Origin of the sequence: Pseudomonas sp. ICMP22404, assembly GCF_006227205.1 — a bacterium.
In the GTDB taxonomy this organism is placed as follows: Bacteria; Pseudomonadota; Gammaproteobacteria; order Pseudomonadales; family Pseudomonadaceae; genus Aquipseudomonas.
The window spans coordinates 191,774-207,902 of record NZ_VCNG01000006.1 but is presented as its reverse complement, the minus strand read 5'-3'; the positions used below and the strand labels follow the sequence as shown (position 1 = coordinate 207,902).

Genomic DNA, 16,129 nt, shown 5'->3' with positions numbered 1-16,129 from the left:
ATAGGGTGCGGCATTAATAGCATTGGGCGGGTAACGTCGCAAAGCATAACGTGGCCTCACACACAACAAGAGGGACCCGTCATGCGTATCGTCGACATCCGTGAACAAACAGTTTCCATTGCCTCTCCGATTGCCAACGCCTACATCGACTTCTCCAAAATGACCTGCTCGGTCGTCGCTGTCATCACAGATGTGATTCGCGACGGCAAGCCCGTCATTGGCTACGGCTTCAACTCCAACGGCCGCTATGGTCAAGGCGCACTGATGCGTGATCGCTTCCTGGCACGTGTCACCGAGGCGGATCCCGATACGCTCGTCGACCATGAAAACAACAACCTGGACCCGTTTGCCATCTGGAAAACCCTGATGACCAACGAAAAACCAGGGGGACACGGTGAGCGCTCGGTCGCCGTCGGCACCCTCGACATGGCGGTATGGGACGCCGTCGCCAAGATTGAAGGCAAACCGCTGTATCGCCTGCTGGCCGACCGTTACCGTGGCGGCGTGGCAGATGACAAAGTCTGGGTCTACGCAGCGGGCGGCTACTACTACCCTGGCAAGGATCAAACCAAACTCAAGGCAGAAATGCAGAGCTATCTGGACCGTGGCTACGACGTCGTCAAGATGAAGATTGGCGCGGTGCCGCTGGACGAAGATATTCGTCGTATCGAAGCAGTACTTGAAGTGGTCGGCGATGGTCGTCGCCTGGCGGTCGATGCCAACGGTCGTTTCGATCTTCAGACCGGTATTGCGTACGCTGAAGCCATCAAGAAGTACAACCTCTTCTGGTACGAAGAGGTTGGCGATCCGCTGGACTATGCGCTCCAGGCCGAGCTTGCCAATCACTATGAACTGCCAATGGCGACCGGGGAGAACCTGTTCTCCCACCAGGATGCCCGCAATCTTCTGCGCCATGGCGGCATGCGCCCTGATCGCGACTACCTGCAGTTCGATTGCGCGCTGTCCTACGGGCTTGTGGAGTACATGCGCACCCTGAAGGTGATGGAGGAAATGGGCTGGTCTTCGCGCCGCGTGGTTCCTCACGGCGGTCATCAGATGTCCCTGAACATCGCCGCCGGCCTGCACCTGGGCGGCAACGAATCGTACCCTGATGTATTTCAGCCTTTCGGCGGCTTCGCTGACGGCATCCGTGTCGAGAATGGCTACGTAGGCCTGCCGGACATTCCAGGGGTTGGCTTCGAAGCCAAGTCTGCCCTGTATGCCGTCATGCGCAAGTTGGGCGAAGGCTGATCCCCCTGATCTGCGGCCTTGTTGAACGAGGCCGCGACACTCTGGCGTACCCACCGACGCCACGCCACATGCCCATCACAACAATAAAATGAGGTGCTTCCGTGGAAACTTCCAAGTCCCGCTGGTACGGCCAGCTGTATGTGCAAGTGCTGATCGGCATCGTAATCGGTGCAGCAATCGGCTACTTCGTGCCTGATATCGGTGCCAAGCTCCAGCCCTTTGCCGATGGCTTCATCAAACTGATCAAGATGCTCTTGGCGCCGATTATTTTCGGTACGGTCGTCGTAGGCATCGCGAAGATGGGCAGTATCAAAGAGGTCGGGCGTATTGGCGTAAAAGCGCTGATCTATTTCGAGATTCTTTCAACCATCGCTCTAGTCATCGGCCTGATCGTGGTCAACATCGTCAAGCCTGGTGTAGGGATGAACATCAATGCCAACGCGCTTGATGCCAGTGCCATCAACAAGTACAGCCAGGCCGCCAGTGAGCAAGGCGGCATCATCGAGTTTTTTCTCAATATCATCCCCCAGACCTTCATGGGCGCATTCTCCAATGGCGTCATGCTTCAGGTCATCCTGCTTTCAGTATTGATGGGTGTAGCCCTGGTTCAAATGGGCGAAACCAGCAAGCCGCTGATCAACACCATCGATCTGTTCCTGCAGGGCCTGTTCAAGGTCGTCGCAATGGTCATGCGCCTGGCCCCGATCGGTGCCGGTGCCGGCATGGCGTTCACCATCGGCAAATATGGAATCGGTACCCTGCTTTCACTGGGCCAGTTGTTGCTGGCGCTCTACATCACCACCCTGATTTTCATCGTGGTCGTCCTGGGTGCAGTGGCCCGATGGTCGGGGATGCCTCTGATGCAGTTCCTGCGCTATTTCAAGGATGAAATTCTCATCACGCTTGGCACCTGCTCAACCGAAGCCGTGTTGCCACGAATGATGGTGAAGCTGGAAAAGCTTGGCTGCAAAAAATCGGTGGTGGGCATGGTGTTGCCTACCGGCTACACCTTCAATGCCGACGGCACCTGCATCTATCTCACCATGGCCGCCATCTTCATCGCCCAGGCAACCAACACGCCATTGACCTTCGTGGATCAGATGATTCTGCTGGGTGTATTCCTACTGACCTCGAAAGGCTCGGCTGGCGTGGCGGGTGCGGGGTTTGTGACGCTGGCCGCAACGCTCACGACCATCCACTCCATTCCCCTGGTGGGCCTGGTATTGCTCCTGGGCATCGACCGGTTCCTCAACGAAGCGCGGGCCGTGACCAACCTGATTGGCAATGGCATCGGCACCATCGCCATTGCCAAGTGGGACAACTCATTCGATGTCGAAGCCTGCGAGCGTGAAATCGCCGCGATGAAGCACGAAAAGGCCGGGAGGAAGGCATTGCTGGCGGAAAAATAGTCCGCGAAACGCCCCGGTCATTCCGCTTCAAAATGGCGATGACCGGTGGTGCTTCCCAAGTCTCGTGGTGTCACAAAATCGGGGACATGAGTGCTCAACAACGTCGCTGGCATTATGGCTGCCCTAGGCTACGGGTTTTTCTCCAGGCTCTCGGGGCTGCCCGCGCACAGACCATCCATCACCAGGTTCATCAATCTGGCGAGCCGTGGGCGCCATTCGCTTTGGGAATCCATTTGCCAGATTCCGGCAATGGCTAGAAAAAAATCGTCGTTAGTAATCCCGCTACGAATCGTGCCGGCCTTTTCATTTGCCCTCAAAAGCGTCTCGGCAGCCTCTTGGACTGGAGCGTATCCCGACTTCCCTGGGAACTCGTAAATAGACGAAGCTTGTTGTATCGCAGTAGCGAGCCCTGCTTTTGTCATTGCATATTCAGCCAGGCAGTCCATCCACTCCCGGAGCGCCTCCTTGGGAGGCTTTGTCGCCAGGAGCTGCTCCGCCAACGATGCCACCTGTTGCATCTCGAATTGATAAACCTCGAATACCAGCTTCTCTCTGGTAGCGAAGTGTCTGTAGAACGTGCCCTGTCCCACCCCGGCCTTCTTTGCAATGGTGCTCAACGGAACCGCAGGATCGCGAGTCAGCTCCAGCACAGCGACCTCCAATATCCGTTCACGGTTTCTCTTGGCATCAGAACGCATTACCAACTCGTCAGTCATGAGCAGATATTTCCTTCACTTTATTTCATTGCTAAGCGGACAGGTGTCCGGTAATGTCTTTGAAGTGGACGCTTGTCCGCTTAATGGCGTTTCTGGAGTTTACTATGAACAGCACAGGCAACACGATTCTGGTTACCGGCAGTACCTCAGGCATCGGCCTCGGTCTGGCGCTCAGGCTTCACAAGGCGGGCAATAAAGTCATTATCGCGGGGCGTCGCAAGGCTCTGCTCGACAAGATCGTATCGGAACATCCCGGCATTGAATCAGTATTGCTGGACGTCTCCGATTCACAATCCATCCAGCGCAACAGTGAAGCGCTCGCGATCAGCCATCCGAACCTGAACGTCCTTATCAACAACGCTGGGATCATGCACTGGGAGGATCTGACTGATCGCGAAAGCCTGACCACTGCCGAAGATATCGTGACAACGAACCTGCTTGGCACGATTCGCATGGTGTATGCATTGACTCCCCAGCTGATCAAGCAACCCAGTGCCACGATAGTGAATGTCAGCTCAGCATTGGCCTTTGTACCGCTACCCGCCACGCCGACCTACAGCGCGACCAAAGCGGCAGTACATTCGTTCACCCAAAGTCTTCGAGTTCAGCTGGAAGATTCGTCAGTCGAGGTGATCGAGCTTGCGCCGCCGGGGGTACGTACCACTTTGCTGGGACAGGAAAACGACGAGCACGCAATGCCTCTGGAGGCGTTTTTGGATGAGATCTTCGAACTGCTCGAGATATCTCCGACCCCACGGGAACTTATTGTCGAGCGCGCCAAGCCATTACGGTTTGCTGAAGCGAGCGGTTCACATGATGAGGTGTTGAAAATGCTTGCAGGGTACAAACCACCGGCGGAATGACGTTAGCCGCAGGCAGCAACTGATGCCATCCGCCTACAGCGATGGCATCAGTTTACCTGGACGCTCGGCTACTTCTCTGGTGAGGCTGCCCTCGCATTACTCGTCGACTCAACCACGCAAACCACTCCTCTTTTTTGTAACGACCTATGCCCCGGCAACCGCCTCGCGCACGAAGGCTTCATAAGTACGCAGCGGATGTCCAATGAGGGCTTGCAGCCGCTCCACGGTGCCTTCAGCCGCCTGCATGCCAAACGTCTGGATACCCTCCATCATCAGGCGCATGTCATACGCCAACCAGCTGGGGCCGTACGCAGCCAGTTGCCCTTCAAAGGCCGCTACATCATCACCGCCGTAGGCGATGTCTCGTCCCAGGGCCGAACTCCAGATCTTCGCCACGGAGGCACCGGTGAGTGCTTGGGGCCCGACCAACTCCAACGTCACCCGCTCCAGGGCAGAAGGTGCTCTGTCGCGTCGCAGCAGCTCTGCAACGGCCACATCGGCGATGTCACGCGCATCGATCATCGAAACGCCCGCCGAGCCGATCGGCATCGGGTATACCGAGTAGTTCTGAATCGTCTGCAGGACCATGCCTTCGTTTTGCATGAAGTAAGCCGGACGCAGGATGGTCGCGGGGATGTCAAGGCTTTCGATCATGCGTTCAACCGTATATTTGCCGGTGAAATGCGGAACCTGGGTGAACGTGTCGGCATGAATCACCGACAGATAGACGATGCGCTCGATGCCCGCCTCCCGAGCGAGGTTCAGCGTGATGAGGGCTTGCGTCACCTCATCGGGCGTCACGGCGTTGAGCAGAAACAGAGTACGCACCGACGCCAGCGCGGCGCGCATCGAAGCGACGTCGGAGAGGTCGGCGACGACTTCGGTGACACCCGCGGGGAAGTCGCGCTTGCCCGGTTGGCGCACCAGGGCCCTGACTTCGGCGCCCGCGCTGGCAAGGCCTTGGGTAACGAGTGAACCAACAGTGCCGGTGGCACCAACGACGAGAATGCTCATTTTGAATCTCCTGCAGTGGGGTATCCAGGGGTGAGTGAGAAACCATGGAGAGACAATATTCCGTTGCATCGAAGAAACGAAGACCTCAAAATCCAGACACCTCGTTTCATAAACGGAACACCATGAACCTGAAAGCACTGACCGATTTCATCCTTGTCGCTACCAATGGGGGGCTGGGAAAGGCAAGCCGTGCGAGCGGTATTTCCAAGGCCACCTTGTCGCGACGCATCAGCGATCTTGAAGAACAACTGGGTGTGAGGCTGATCGAGCGCAGTGCCCGTGGTCTGAAGCTGACCGAAGCCGGCGAGAGTCTGATGTCGCGAACGGAGGGCCTGCTGAATGAAGTCTCCGAAGCCATGACGGCGGCACGCGAAGGCGTTTCGACACCCCGAGGGCACTTGCGGGTGGCCGCCCCGGTCCTGTTCTCCCAGCTTGCGATGGGGCGCATCGGCGCAGAGTTCTGCGCGGCCTACCCAGAAATCGAGATTGAAGTCACGGCGGAAGACCGCGCAGTGGACCTTGTGGAAGAACAGTTCGACGTCGCCATCCGGATCAACCCGAGCCCGGACAGCAATCTGGTCGGACGGTGTTTCGCCAAGGACCGGCTGGTGGTCGTGGCTGCACCTGAAATCCCCAAGCCGGCGCCCGGCGCAATCAGATCCGTGCCCGGCATCGTCACGACGACTTTTCAGCCCACCCAGTGGAATCTCGACGGAGGACAACTGATTCTGGAACCGATCCCGAAACTGCGCTTTTCGTCGTTCCTGATGGTCCGCGATGCAGCCATCGCCGGTGGCGGTGCGGCACTCATCCCACAGTCCATAGCATGGGGCCCGCTAGCGCGTGGCGAGCTGGTTCAATGGGGCACCGTATCGGGTGTGGAGCCAGCGCTGTGGATCTTGCATACCTCCCGGCGCCTGGCTGCGCCCAAGGTGCGCGCCTTTGTCGACTTCATGTGCGATAGATACCCGGACATGGCGCTGGTTCTGAATGGATAGACCCTTTTCGCCCTACTCGTTCGCCCGCTTTGGTTCGGATACTTCACTGGCGTTAGTGCCCTCAAGCGGGATATCGAGGATGAAGGTTGCACCCTGTCCGGCGCCGTCGCTGTGCACAGTCAAGCTGCCGCCCATTTCCTGCGCCGCCAGCGCGCAGCTGTGCAGGCCGAATCCGTGACCGTCTTTGCGAGTGGTGAACCCATGGGTAAAGATACGCTTCAGGTGCTCTGGCCCAATCCCATTGCCGTTGTCGGTCACCGTAATCCGCAGGACCGGCCCATCAGCGAGGAAGGCGCCAAACGTGATGCAAGGACTGCGATCGCTCACGCCTTCCAACGCTTGCCTGGCATTGCGAATCAGGTTCACCAGAATCAGCAGCACCCGGTGCCGGTCCAGTAACAGCAGGGGCAAGTCGCTGACGTCCTTGACCACCGTCACCTCCTGGCGAGCCCGTGAACCGGTACTCATGCGCAAGGCATCTTCAATCAGTTCTGGAACCGGCACCGCCTCGACGACACTGATGGCAACGGCATGGGACTGCTGGGCCGCGACAACGGTTTTGATGTGGTCAATCCCCTTGGTGAGTTGTCCGAGTTCTTCGATGATGCCCTGCTGCTCTGCCGTCACCACCTCCGCCAGCTTGAGCAGGTAGCCGGGGAGCATCTTTCCTTTTTGGTCTCCGGTGAGAAAATCGCTCAGGTCATTGACGTGCTCGTTGATCAGTTGGGCCACCTTGCCCAGTCCCTGGGCTTTGGAGGCACGCATCTGACGGCTGACCGTCTCTGCCGAGACGTTCACGCTGTTGAGGACGTTGCCGACGTTGTGCAGCACGGCAGTGGCGATTTCGGCCATACCCGCCTGACGGGACTTTGCCTGCAGTTCGGCTTGCACGTGACTCATGCGCAAGGCCGCACGAACGCGAGCCTTGAGTTCCAGTGGTGAGAAGGGTTTGGCGATATAGTCATCAGCGCCACTCTCCAGCCCGGAGACACACGCCTCGCTGCCGCCGCGGGCGGTCAGCAGGATGACGGGCAAATGGGCGAAACCGGCACTGGCCTTGATTCTGGCTGTCAGGCCAAAGCCATCGAGCTCCGGCATCATCACATCCGAGAGGATGACATCGATTGGCCGTTGCTGCAGGAGTGCCCACGCCTGCTCTCCATTAGTTGCGGTTGCGACCATGTAGTCGTCGTGCAAAAGCTCGCTGAGGTAACTCAGCATTTCCGGGCTGTCGTCTACCACCAGCACCCTGGATTGCGAGGCGTGTTCCGGGGGCTGCTCGTCGTTTGCGCCTTGTGCCGTGGCTAAGTCGTCGTGACTGCCGTGGCGGCCATCGTCGAAACGCAGGTGACGCTGTTCGGTGGTGATTGCTGCGCCTGGTGACGATCGCTCGCGCCCATCGCTGGCTTCAGTCAGTACGGCGTTTTGCTCAGCCCCCAGTGGCAGCCGGACAAAGAAGCACGATCCCCGTCCGAGCTCACTGTTGACGCCGACTTCACCCCCCATCAGTTCGGCCAGGTCCTTGACCAGAGCAAGGCCGATGCCTGTGCCGCTGTATTGGCGCGTGGCGGAATTGTCGATCTGGGAGAAACGCTGGAACAGCAACGGCAGTTTGTCCGGCGCAATACCAATACCCGAGTCGTGCACGGCGAGTTCAAATCGCTCGCCTTCAAGCGCAGTTGCTGCCAGGTGCACAGTGCCGCCAGAGGGTGTGAACTTGATGGCATTGCTCACCAGGTTGAGCAGGATTTTTTCGAAGTGCCGGGGGTCCACGAACACCGTACCGAGCGCAGGGTCGATGCTGCAAGTCAAGGTGCAACCTTTGCTCTTGGCGACCATGGCGGCATCCTCGGCAATCACACCCACCGCCTTGTTCAAATCAACGGGCGCCGGACATGACTCGAACTTGCCCGCTTCAGCCTTGGAGAAATCGAGGATGTCGTTCACCCGGTTCATCAGGCGCAACGCGTTGCGTTGGGCGCGGTCGATTTGCACGCGCCAGTCCGCCGGCGGGCTGGTCGCCGCCGAAAGCTGCTCCAGCGGGGCGAGAATGAGGGTCAGGGGGGTGCGCAGTTCGTGGCTGACCGTGGCAACGAAATCGCTCTTTGCCTGATTCGCCGCCTCGGCCTGGTTGCGCGCCTGAATGAGTTCGACGGCCTGCGCCTCGAGCATCTCGGTCTGCTGGTGCAGCGCGTCGGTCCGTTCAGCGACCATTCTTTCCAAAGAGGCCTGGACTTGCTGTCGTTCGGCCTCTGCCTCGGCCTCCAGCACGCGGATGCGCAGGGCATTCTCCTGGAACACCCGTACGGCGCGGGTCATGATCCCGATCTCGTCGCCGCGTCCGGCGCTGGCGATCTCGGCGTTCAGGTCGCCGGCCGCAAGCCGGCGCATGACGGTGGCCAGGGCCACGATGGGCTGCGCGACAAACCGAGACGTGCTCCAGGCGATGGCGCCGGCCAGCAAGATGGCGACGGCACCCGCCACCACTGTCGCCAGCATGCCGCGATCCTTGTGCACCAGGGCGTCGGAGCGCGCTTCGCCAGCGAAGCGCGCAACCAACAGGCCGGCGCTCCGTGCCTCGTTGCGCACCTGGTCGCGCGCGTCGCTCAAGGCGACGCTCGCCTGATGGAACCTGGCGAATGCCGCCCGGTAGCCGACAATCTGATCACTGACTGTCAGGGGCTTGGCCGCGGCTTGCAGCCCTACAGACGAAGGGAGCACACGAGCAAGACGCGAAAGCTCGTCCAGGATGTCGTCGACAGCGCCGGCGACCTCGGCCGACGGCGCCAGGCGAAACGACAATGTCTGCGCCTCCAGGGTGGCCACACGCTCGGCGAAGCGCTTGGACAATGCGGCGGCATTGTGCAGCAAACCGGTTGCCGCCTGAATGTCGTTTGCGTCATGACCAAGGTGCTCGTCCATTCCACTCAAGATGTCGTCGAGGCCCTCGATCAGATCGCCGGCGGTGGAGAGATGCCGCAAAGCCTCGGCTCCCCGAAGCTTGGGTGCCTCGTCAAGGTGCTCGACCGCCAGGCTGGCGGCCGCGACCTCCTTCGCCAACTGGTCCAGCGTCTCTCCCTCCTGCAGCGCCCCCATCACCTCGCGCAATTGCTCGATCACCGGCGGCAGTGCCGCACAGGCATTGCGCGCTGCGGTAACGGCCGTGCTATCACCGGACACCAGCCTCTTGGCCACACTGGCGATGATGATCCCTTCACTGTTGCGCAGGATATCCAGGATACGGTGGGCGCTTTCGATGTTGCTCACCCGCGCCCCGTGGTCATCGGCGCGGGCATCAAGCGCCTTCAATCCATCGGCGACGCCCTGCTCGATGAGAGTCGTGGCCTCTCGCATCCGGCCATAGTGGGCGGTCATGTTCTCCGTTTCGCCATCCATGGTCAGGGTCGCCGCCCGTAAGGCCGTAATCGCAGTGGCGAGCCGCTCCAGGCTGCCCTTGAGCGATTGCGCTTCTGCCACCGGAATGGCGGTGAGCCCGGCAATCGCCGTCGCCACCATCCCTTCGGCCTGGAGCAGGCTTTCCTGGTCCCGGGTGGCGATGAAGTTTTCCACCCGTCCGGTGGCGCCGTTGACCGAGGCCAGAATTTCCGCGGAATGGCTGGCGGAGTCCACCGCACGTACCATGCCTCGCAGGCCGTAGAAGTTCACGACCGACACCGCCAGCATCAGGAACACCAATGCGGCGACCGCCAGGCCAATCCTGACGGCAATGGGTCTGTCCCTGGCGGGTTTGAATATCGGCATGACGTCTCGCCTCCTCGCGGGCCGCTACGGCTTCGTAACGTCCGGCTGAGGCGTCGGTGACGCTGTACTGTTGCTAGCCGCGTCGATCATTGCCGCAACGGACGCCTGGCTATAGGAAGGATTCGCGGCACCGCCTACTGGCATGGTGGCGAGCCAGGTGTCCAGATCTTTCGCCTCGATGCGTACCAGCGGCACCTCGACGAACTTCGGCACCTGCTTGCCGGCCAGAATTTGCTGGGCTACCCAGAAACCCACCTGAGAAACACTCGGAGAGGCAGAGACCGAGATGGTTTCGTAGCCGTTGGCGTCGCGCTCCTGCTTCCACAGGGCGAGTTCGTCCTGGCGGTTGCCCATGACGATGATCGGTAACGAGCGCCCTGCTGCCCTGAACGCCATGGCAGCACCATAGCCGTCGCCACCCTGGGTCGCGACGGCATCGATGCTGGGCAGCGACGGCAGCGCCAGCGCCACCTCCTTGCGTGCGACGGAAGCCGTCCAGTTCCCGTACACCGTCTTGGCAAACTTCAGGCCTGGATAGTTGCTGGCGGCCTTGTGAATACCGTCACTGATATTCTGATCGGTGGCATCACCGGCAATGCCGCGAATCTCCAGCAGCGTTCCGTTCCCCTTGAGGCGCCCGGCGATATAGTCCATTTCCACGCGCCCCATGGCGGACCAGTTGTAGTCCACGGTATAGACGCAGCGCTCGGTAACCAGGCTGGCCATGACGACCACCACGATGCCGGCATTGCAAGCATCCCGGATCACGCCGTTGAGGGCCGTGTCGGACGCAGCCAGGATGACGATAGCGTTGACGCCCTTGACGATCATGTCCTGGATATGGGCCGCTTGCTCCGACGCGGAGTTATTGGCGCTGACCACCGGAGCCTCCCGGATCAAGCCATCCTTTTGCGCCTGGCCGGCCATCTCTTGCCAGTTGCGCACCATCACCTTGCGAAAATCACTGCCTGCGTAGGAGTTGCTGAACGCAATGCTATGGCTTGCGGTAGGGCCCCGGGCGATGCCGTCGTCGGCCGCTTGGGCTGAATGAGCGGCAACCAGCACCAGTCCGGTCAGGCAGGCGGCGAGGCGCCAATCATGGAATCGGGCATTAAAAACTGTATGCATAGGGACTCCTTTCCTCGACGGCCAACACTTGAAACCCGTAGATTTTCCTGCAGCAGTGGTGAGCATAGTCTCGATTCAGATTGCTTCCTGCTGAAAGCCTACCGCCACTCGCTGACGCTTCAGGAGCGTCACTCCCTCGCAGCCAGGTTCATGCGCCCCGTGCTCTGTTACTTGCAACAAACACGTCAATCGCACCGAACCCCTGCCCTGCAAAACCCTCCAAGCACACGTAAACTGGGAATATCTTCTCGACTCGGCCCTTTCGGAGACCACAATGCTTCGTGTGTTTGAACGAAGACTCGACCCCTTCCCGCCCGACGAGGCACTACCGCCACCGGTTGGCCTGACGCGGTTCCTGTGGGCCTGCACCCGGGGCGCCCGCGGCTATATCCTGGCGTTTGCGCTACTCAGTGCCAGTGTGTCGATCTACGAGGCCTGGTTGTTTTCTTTTCTTGGGCAGGTCGTGGACCTGCTCTCCACCTGGCAGACCGGCGGAGAAGCACAAGGGCAGGAAAGCCGGGTGCTGTGGGGGATCGGCATCGTCCTGATCACCAGCATCGGGCTGGTGGCGCTGCGGACCATGGTCCAACACCAGGTTCTGGCGATCAATTTGCCGTTGCGGCTGCGCTGGGATTTCCATCGCCTGATGCTGCGGCAAAGCCTTTCGTTCTTTTCCGATGAGTTCTCCGGCCGGGTCACGACCAAGGTCATGCAAACGGCCTTGGCGGTGCGCGAAGTCTTGTTCACCGTGATCGAAATCGCACCCGGCATCGGCGTCTACTTCATCGCGATCATCGCGCTGGCCGGTGGCTTCGCCTTGAAACTGATGCTGCCTTTTATTGCCTGGATCGTGCTGTTCGGGCTGGCCATGCTGTATTTCGTGCCGCGCCTGGGGCAAGTCGGCCAGGAACAGGCCCATGCGCGATCGTCGATGACCGGGCGCATTTCGGACGCCTACACCAACATCACCACCGTAAAGCTGTTCTCGCACTCCAAGCGAGAAGCGCACTTCGCGCGCGCGGCGATGGAGGATTTCAAGCAAACCGGCTTTCGCCAGATGCGCCTGGTCAGCCAATTCGAGATCGTCAATCAAGCGCTGGTGGTGGCGCTGATCCTTGGCGCAGGCGGCTATGCCTTGTGGCTCTGGCACCAGGGCGAGGTCGGCACGGGTGCGGTGGCCGCAATCACGGCCATGGCGTTGCGTATCAATGGCATGTCCCATTGGATCATGTGGCAGATGACTTCGCTGTTTGAAAGCATTGGCACCGTGCAGGATGGCATGGACACCTTGACCCGTGGCCCCAAGGTACAGGATGCGCCGGACGCGGGCGTGCTGGTGCCCTCCGGCGGCGCGGTAACGTTCGACAATGTCAGCTTCAACTACAACGGTGAACGCCAGGTGCTCGATGGGCTTAGCCTGACGATCCGCCCAGGTGAAAAAATCGGCCTGGTGGGACGTTCCGGTGCCGGCAAATCCACGCTGATCAACCTGCTGCTGCGTTTCTACGACGTGGACAGCGGCGAGATTCGCATCGACGGGCAAAACATCGCCCACGTCACCCAGGACAGCCTGCGCAGCGCCATCGGCATGGTCACCCAGGACACCTCCCTGCTCCACCGCTCCATTCGCGACAACATCGCCTATGGCCGCCCGGAGGCGACCGAAGCACAGATCCACAGCGCCGCGGCCAATGCCCAGGCCGACGGGTTCATCAGCCAACTGAGCGATCGGCAAGGCCACACCGGCTATGACACCTTGGTGGGTGAGCGCGGCATCAAGCTATCCGGCGGCCAGCGTCAACGCATTGCCATCGCCCGGGTGATGCTCAAGAACGCGCCAATCCTCTTGCTTGACGAGGCCACCAGCGCCCTGGACTCGGAAGTCGAAGTCGCCATCCAGGAAAGCCTCGATGAAATGATGCAGGGCAAGACGGTCATCGCCATTGCCCACCGGCTGTCGACGATCGCGGCGATGGATCGGCTGATTGTCATGGATGACGGACGCATCATCGAACAAGGCACCCACGCCGAACTGCTGGCGAAAAACGGCACCTATGCGCGGTTGTGGCAGCATCAGAGCGGTGGCTTCCTGGGTGAGGATCAAAGGGTGGCCGAGGCGGTGGAATAGGCATGAGTAGTCAGGGCGTCCCCTCGCCCTGACTTCACGCCCACGTTCAAGACAATCTAAAAGTCAAATAACCGCGCAGTGCGAAAGTGCGATCCCGCTGCTCTGGGGTCATGTTCTGATAGTCGACAAACAATTCGCTAGGCAAAAGCCGCTGGACTGCCGGCAAAAGATTCGTCTTGTGCAAGTCGAACGGCGGTAAATAGTGACCGCTGCCATTATTCCAGGATTCGAGCCTCCCCTCTTCATCGAGCGTTACGTGGCCAGCGTAGAGAGCATCTTCTCTGCGGGAAAGAGAGGTATGTCCCTGCACCATGAATCTCTCCTCGGCCGTTGGCGACCCCATGGGGGCGCCGGCATAGACACGCCCGGGGTCATCAGCACGAATAACGTACAGGAACGAACCTTTCGGACTGGGCACTTCCTTGGCATCCGGTGCGGTTGGCAAGAAATAATAACGATCCTTCGACTCCCGCTGTAACTCGAATATCTGCGTCGGCTTAGCTTCCGTTTGCTCGCCTGGATTGCCTGCTTTCAAGGGAGTCATGGCCAGGCGATTGTTGAAGATCCGGTTGATGCCGCTCAACTGGGCATCGGTCAGGCGTTGCGATTGAGCAACTGCGGTATCAAGATCCTTCACCCGCGGATGTGTTTTTTGCAACTCTGGCACCTCGAGCATCCTCTTCAAACGCTCACTCTGTGATTCCTGGGCCTCCCCCTGGGATCGGGCAGCATCAGGATCGGGCGCCGGAATCGAACGGGGCGGACGCGGCGAGGCCATTGGCGCCTCATCAGTGAAGCCGTGAGCCAGATTGGCTGGGCGCTCAGCAGCGGTTGAAGGTTTATTCACTGCGGACTGTCGCATCAAACCATCTGGATCGGTACTGACCAGCGGATTATTCGCAACCATTCGGTACAGATTCAGGCCGTCCACCGCCCATAGCGGATCGGGATTGAGCCAGCGCTGCAACCAAGGCATGTAATACCTGAACCCATAATAATAGAGCCCCGTCGCATCCCGCTCCTTGCCCGAGTAACGCACGGTCTTGTAACCGGCCTCCACTTCGCTGCGCCCGGCAAACCAGGCCGTGCCGCCGAAAGGATGGTAGGCCTCCTGGCTGATGATCTGCGCATCGCCATCCAGCTCAACGCTGCTGGAGCCCAGGTGGTCGGTCAGGTTGTAACGGTACTGGTCATTGGCAATGCCTGACGGCGGCGCCGTTTCCCAGTGCAAGACTTGCATGACGCTACGCCCGGCCCGCGCACAGATCACCTGCAATACCTCACCCGTGTCTTCACGGGTGCGTATTTCCAGGCCCGGCAAGTAACGAACTTCCGATAGCCGTGAACGCGTATGGGTTCGAGTCGCGCGCACCTTGCGCCTGCGCAACCCGTCCCCCCCGTACAGGTACAGTTCGAAATCATCGTCGAGGCTTTCACGCTCAACCGGTCGTACCTCGCGCAGTTGATTGCGCAGATCCCAACTCATCGCCTGCCCCGGCTGCAGTTCCAGCAAATTGCCGTTGCCATCGAAGGCGGCGGCAATCTCTTCTTCGGTGGGTGGGCGACCGTCCCGTTCAGGCTGGCAGCGATTGCCATACCGAGCCGCCGTCAGTTTACGGCCGTGGTTCTGCGGGCCGACATGCACCAGTTCCAGCAGATTACCGCCGGCGTCATAGTGGTAAGTCTGGCGGTAGTTGGCAACAGCGCCTGGATCATCGAAGCGATTGAATCCAGGACCTCGGCCGGCGCTGCCCGCCTCCCATCCCGTGGCGCTGATCAGTCGATACAGACTGTCGTAGCCATAACGCTTGACCGGCTCGATCCGCTGATTTGCGAAATAGCGAATCGGCAAGGCCCTGTCTTCAATGCTCAGCACATTGCCCACGGGATCGTAGGCGTAATGCAGGTCTTGCAAAGCCTCCTCTCCACGTCGAGCCTGGAGCCGGATCAGACGACCGTCCTCTGGGCGATATGTCAGCGTGGTGAGCACGCCGTTGCCGGCGGTTTCCTGTTCGACCTGCCCGTAGGGGTTGTAGGCGATGGCGCTGACCAGGAGCTGATAAGACGCCTGGGTGGTGAGTTGCAGATGGGTGGCGAACGGCAAACCATCGACGGTGTAGTCGAATGATTGCCGATTACCCTTGGCGTCGGTCTGCTCCAGCACATAGCCCAGAGGGTTGAAGCGTGAAGTGCTGGTGACTGCTTGTCCTATGGGCTCCAGGAGCGCATCTCGGTCCGGTAGCGCTGGCGGCCAATCCGGCACTTCCAGCGCGCTTGAGAATCGCTGGGTCTGTTCGAGCACTCCCCCCGTCAACGCGTACTCGTCCAATGTCCGGGTACCCGCCGGGTCGTCATGCCGGATCAACTGCCCGCATTGGTTATGCGCGGCGAAATCGGCGCTACCATCGGCATATTCATAACGTTCGGTGCTGCGAGGTGTTTCATCCTCTCCTTGCTCGATGATCGCCAACGGTCGCAGCAAAGCGTCGTACTCGATCTGCCGCTCAGTGCCCCGGCTGTCCCAGGCTTGAACGATTTGATAAGCGTCGCCAAACAAGCTGATCCGCTCGCCGGCATCGACGCTGATGGAACCCAACACCTTACCCGAGAGGGAATAGCGATTGACGAGGTTGGCGGGCGTCGCCGTATCTTCTGCACTCAATGCCCAGAGCCGGGGATCCCATTGCTCGACCAGGCGCCCCATGGCGTCATGGGCGTTGCGGTGAATGCGTTCTTCGGCTTCTGTCATTTCCTCGGAGCGGTAATAGTCGACCCGGCGAATATCCAGCCCTCGCGGATCGATAACCGCCAATACCGGTGTGTACTGATGGATACTGATACTCACCTGCCGCGCTCCTCT

Annotated in this window: 9 protein-coding genes and 3 pseudogenes; 5 read left to right on the top strand and 7 right to left on the bottom strand. The window is 59.9% G+C overall.

Going from position 1 to position 16,129, the window contains the following annotated elements:
* Nucleotides 1-81: 81 nt before the first annotated feature.
* Together FGE05_RS13300 and dctA are read left to right on the top strand one after the other, a co-directional pair.
* Nucleotides 82-1,251 (top strand): mandelate racemase/muconate lactonizing enzyme family protein, encoded by a 1,170-nt coding sequence (locus tag FGE05_RS13300; protein WP_024778540.1) that lies wholly within the window; start codon nt 82-84, stop codon nt 1,249-1,251.
* Between the two features lie 101 nt (nt 1,252-1,352).
* Nucleotides 1,353-2,660 carry a C4-dicarboxylate transporter DctA gene (dctA, locus tag FGE05_RS13295; RefSeq protein WP_139645574.1) on the top strand — a complete coding sequence of 436 codons (1,308 nt, stop codon included), beginning with the start codon at nt 1,353-1,355 and terminating at the stop codon, nt 2,658-2,660.
* A 128-nt stretch (nt 2,661-2,788) separates the two neighbouring features.
* On the opposite strand, the gene FGE05_RS13290 is transcribed toward dctA, so the two are convergent.
* Nucleotides 2,789-3,376, bottom strand: a complete 588-nt coding sequence (locus tag FGE05_RS13290; protein WP_175384945.1) for a TetR/AcrR family transcriptional regulator — start codon at nt 3,374-3,376, stop codon at nt 2,789-2,791.
* 104 nt (nt 3,377-3,480) lie between these two features.
* Between FGE05_RS13290 and FGE05_RS13285 the strand changes: the two genes are divergently transcribed.
* Entirely contained in the window at nt 3,481-4,239 is a 759-nt protein-coding gene (locus tag FGE05_RS13285; protein ID WP_024778543.1) for an SDR family oxidoreductase, read from the top strand.
* Between the two features lie 144 nt (nt 4,240-4,383).
* Here the strand turns inward: FGE05_RS13285 and FGE05_RS13280 are convergent, their stop codons facing one another.
* The gene (locus FGE05_RS13280; RefSeq protein ID WP_139645572.1) at nt 4,384-5,253 is read right to left on the bottom strand and encodes an NmrA/HSCARG family protein; all 870 of its coding nucleotides are present in this window, start codon (nt 5,251-5,253) and stop codon (nt 4,384-4,386) included.
* Between the two features lie 122 nt (nt 5,254-5,375).
* On the opposite strand from FGE05_RS13280, the gene FGE05_RS13275 reads away from it, so the two are divergent.
* Nucleotides 5,376-6,251: a LysR family transcriptional regulator gene (locus FGE05_RS13275; RefSeq protein WP_139645569.1), complete on the top strand. Its 876-nt coding sequence runs from the start codon at nt 5,376-5,378 to the stop codon at nt 6,249-6,251.
* A gap of 12 nt (nt 6,252-6,263) precedes the next feature.
* On the opposite strand, the pseudogene FGE05_RS30415 reads toward FGE05_RS13275, so the two are convergent.
* The 4 genes and pseudogenes from FGE05_RS30415 to FGE05_RS13265 all read right to left on the bottom strand — a co-directional run.
* Nucleotides 6,264-6,632, bottom strand: a pseudogene (locus FGE05_RS30415) (ATP-binding protein); the annotation flags it as partial.
* 519 nt (nt 6,633-7,151) lie between these two features.
* Nucleotides 7,152-7,487 (bottom strand): annotated as a pseudogene (locus FGE05_RS30410) (response regulator transcription factor); the annotation flags it as partial.
* 213 nt (nt 7,488-7,700) lie between these two features.
* Nucleotides 7,701-8,750, bottom strand: a pseudogene (locus FGE05_RS30405) (sensor histidine kinase); the annotation flags it as partial.
* Between the two features lie 1,287 nt (nt 8,751-10,037).
* Nucleotides 10,038-11,141 carry an ABC transporter substrate-binding protein gene (locus FGE05_RS13265; RefSeq protein ID WP_139645565.1) on the bottom strand — a complete coding sequence of 368 codons (1,104 nt, stop codon included), beginning with the start codon at nt 11,139-11,141 and terminating at the stop codon, nt 10,038-10,040.
* A gap of 274 nt (nt 11,142-11,415) precedes the next feature.
* On the opposite strand from FGE05_RS13265, the gene FGE05_RS13260 reads away from it, so the two are divergent.
* On the top strand, nt 11,416-13,269 hold the full coding sequence (locus FGE05_RS13260; RefSeq protein ID WP_139645564.1) for an ABC transporter ATP-binding protein: 1,854 nt from the start codon (nt 11,416-11,418) through the stop codon (nt 13,267-13,269).
* A 46-nt stretch (nt 13,270-13,315) separates the two neighbouring features.
* Here the strand turns inward: FGE05_RS13260 and FGE05_RS13255 are convergent, their stop codons facing one another.
* The gene (locus FGE05_RS13255; RefSeq protein ID WP_257225642.1) at nt 13,316-16,114 is read right to left on the bottom strand and encodes an RHS repeat domain-containing protein; all 2,799 of its coding nucleotides are present in this window, start codon (nt 16,112-16,114) and stop codon (nt 13,316-13,318) included.
* Nucleotides 16,115-16,129 lie beyond the last annotated feature (15 nt).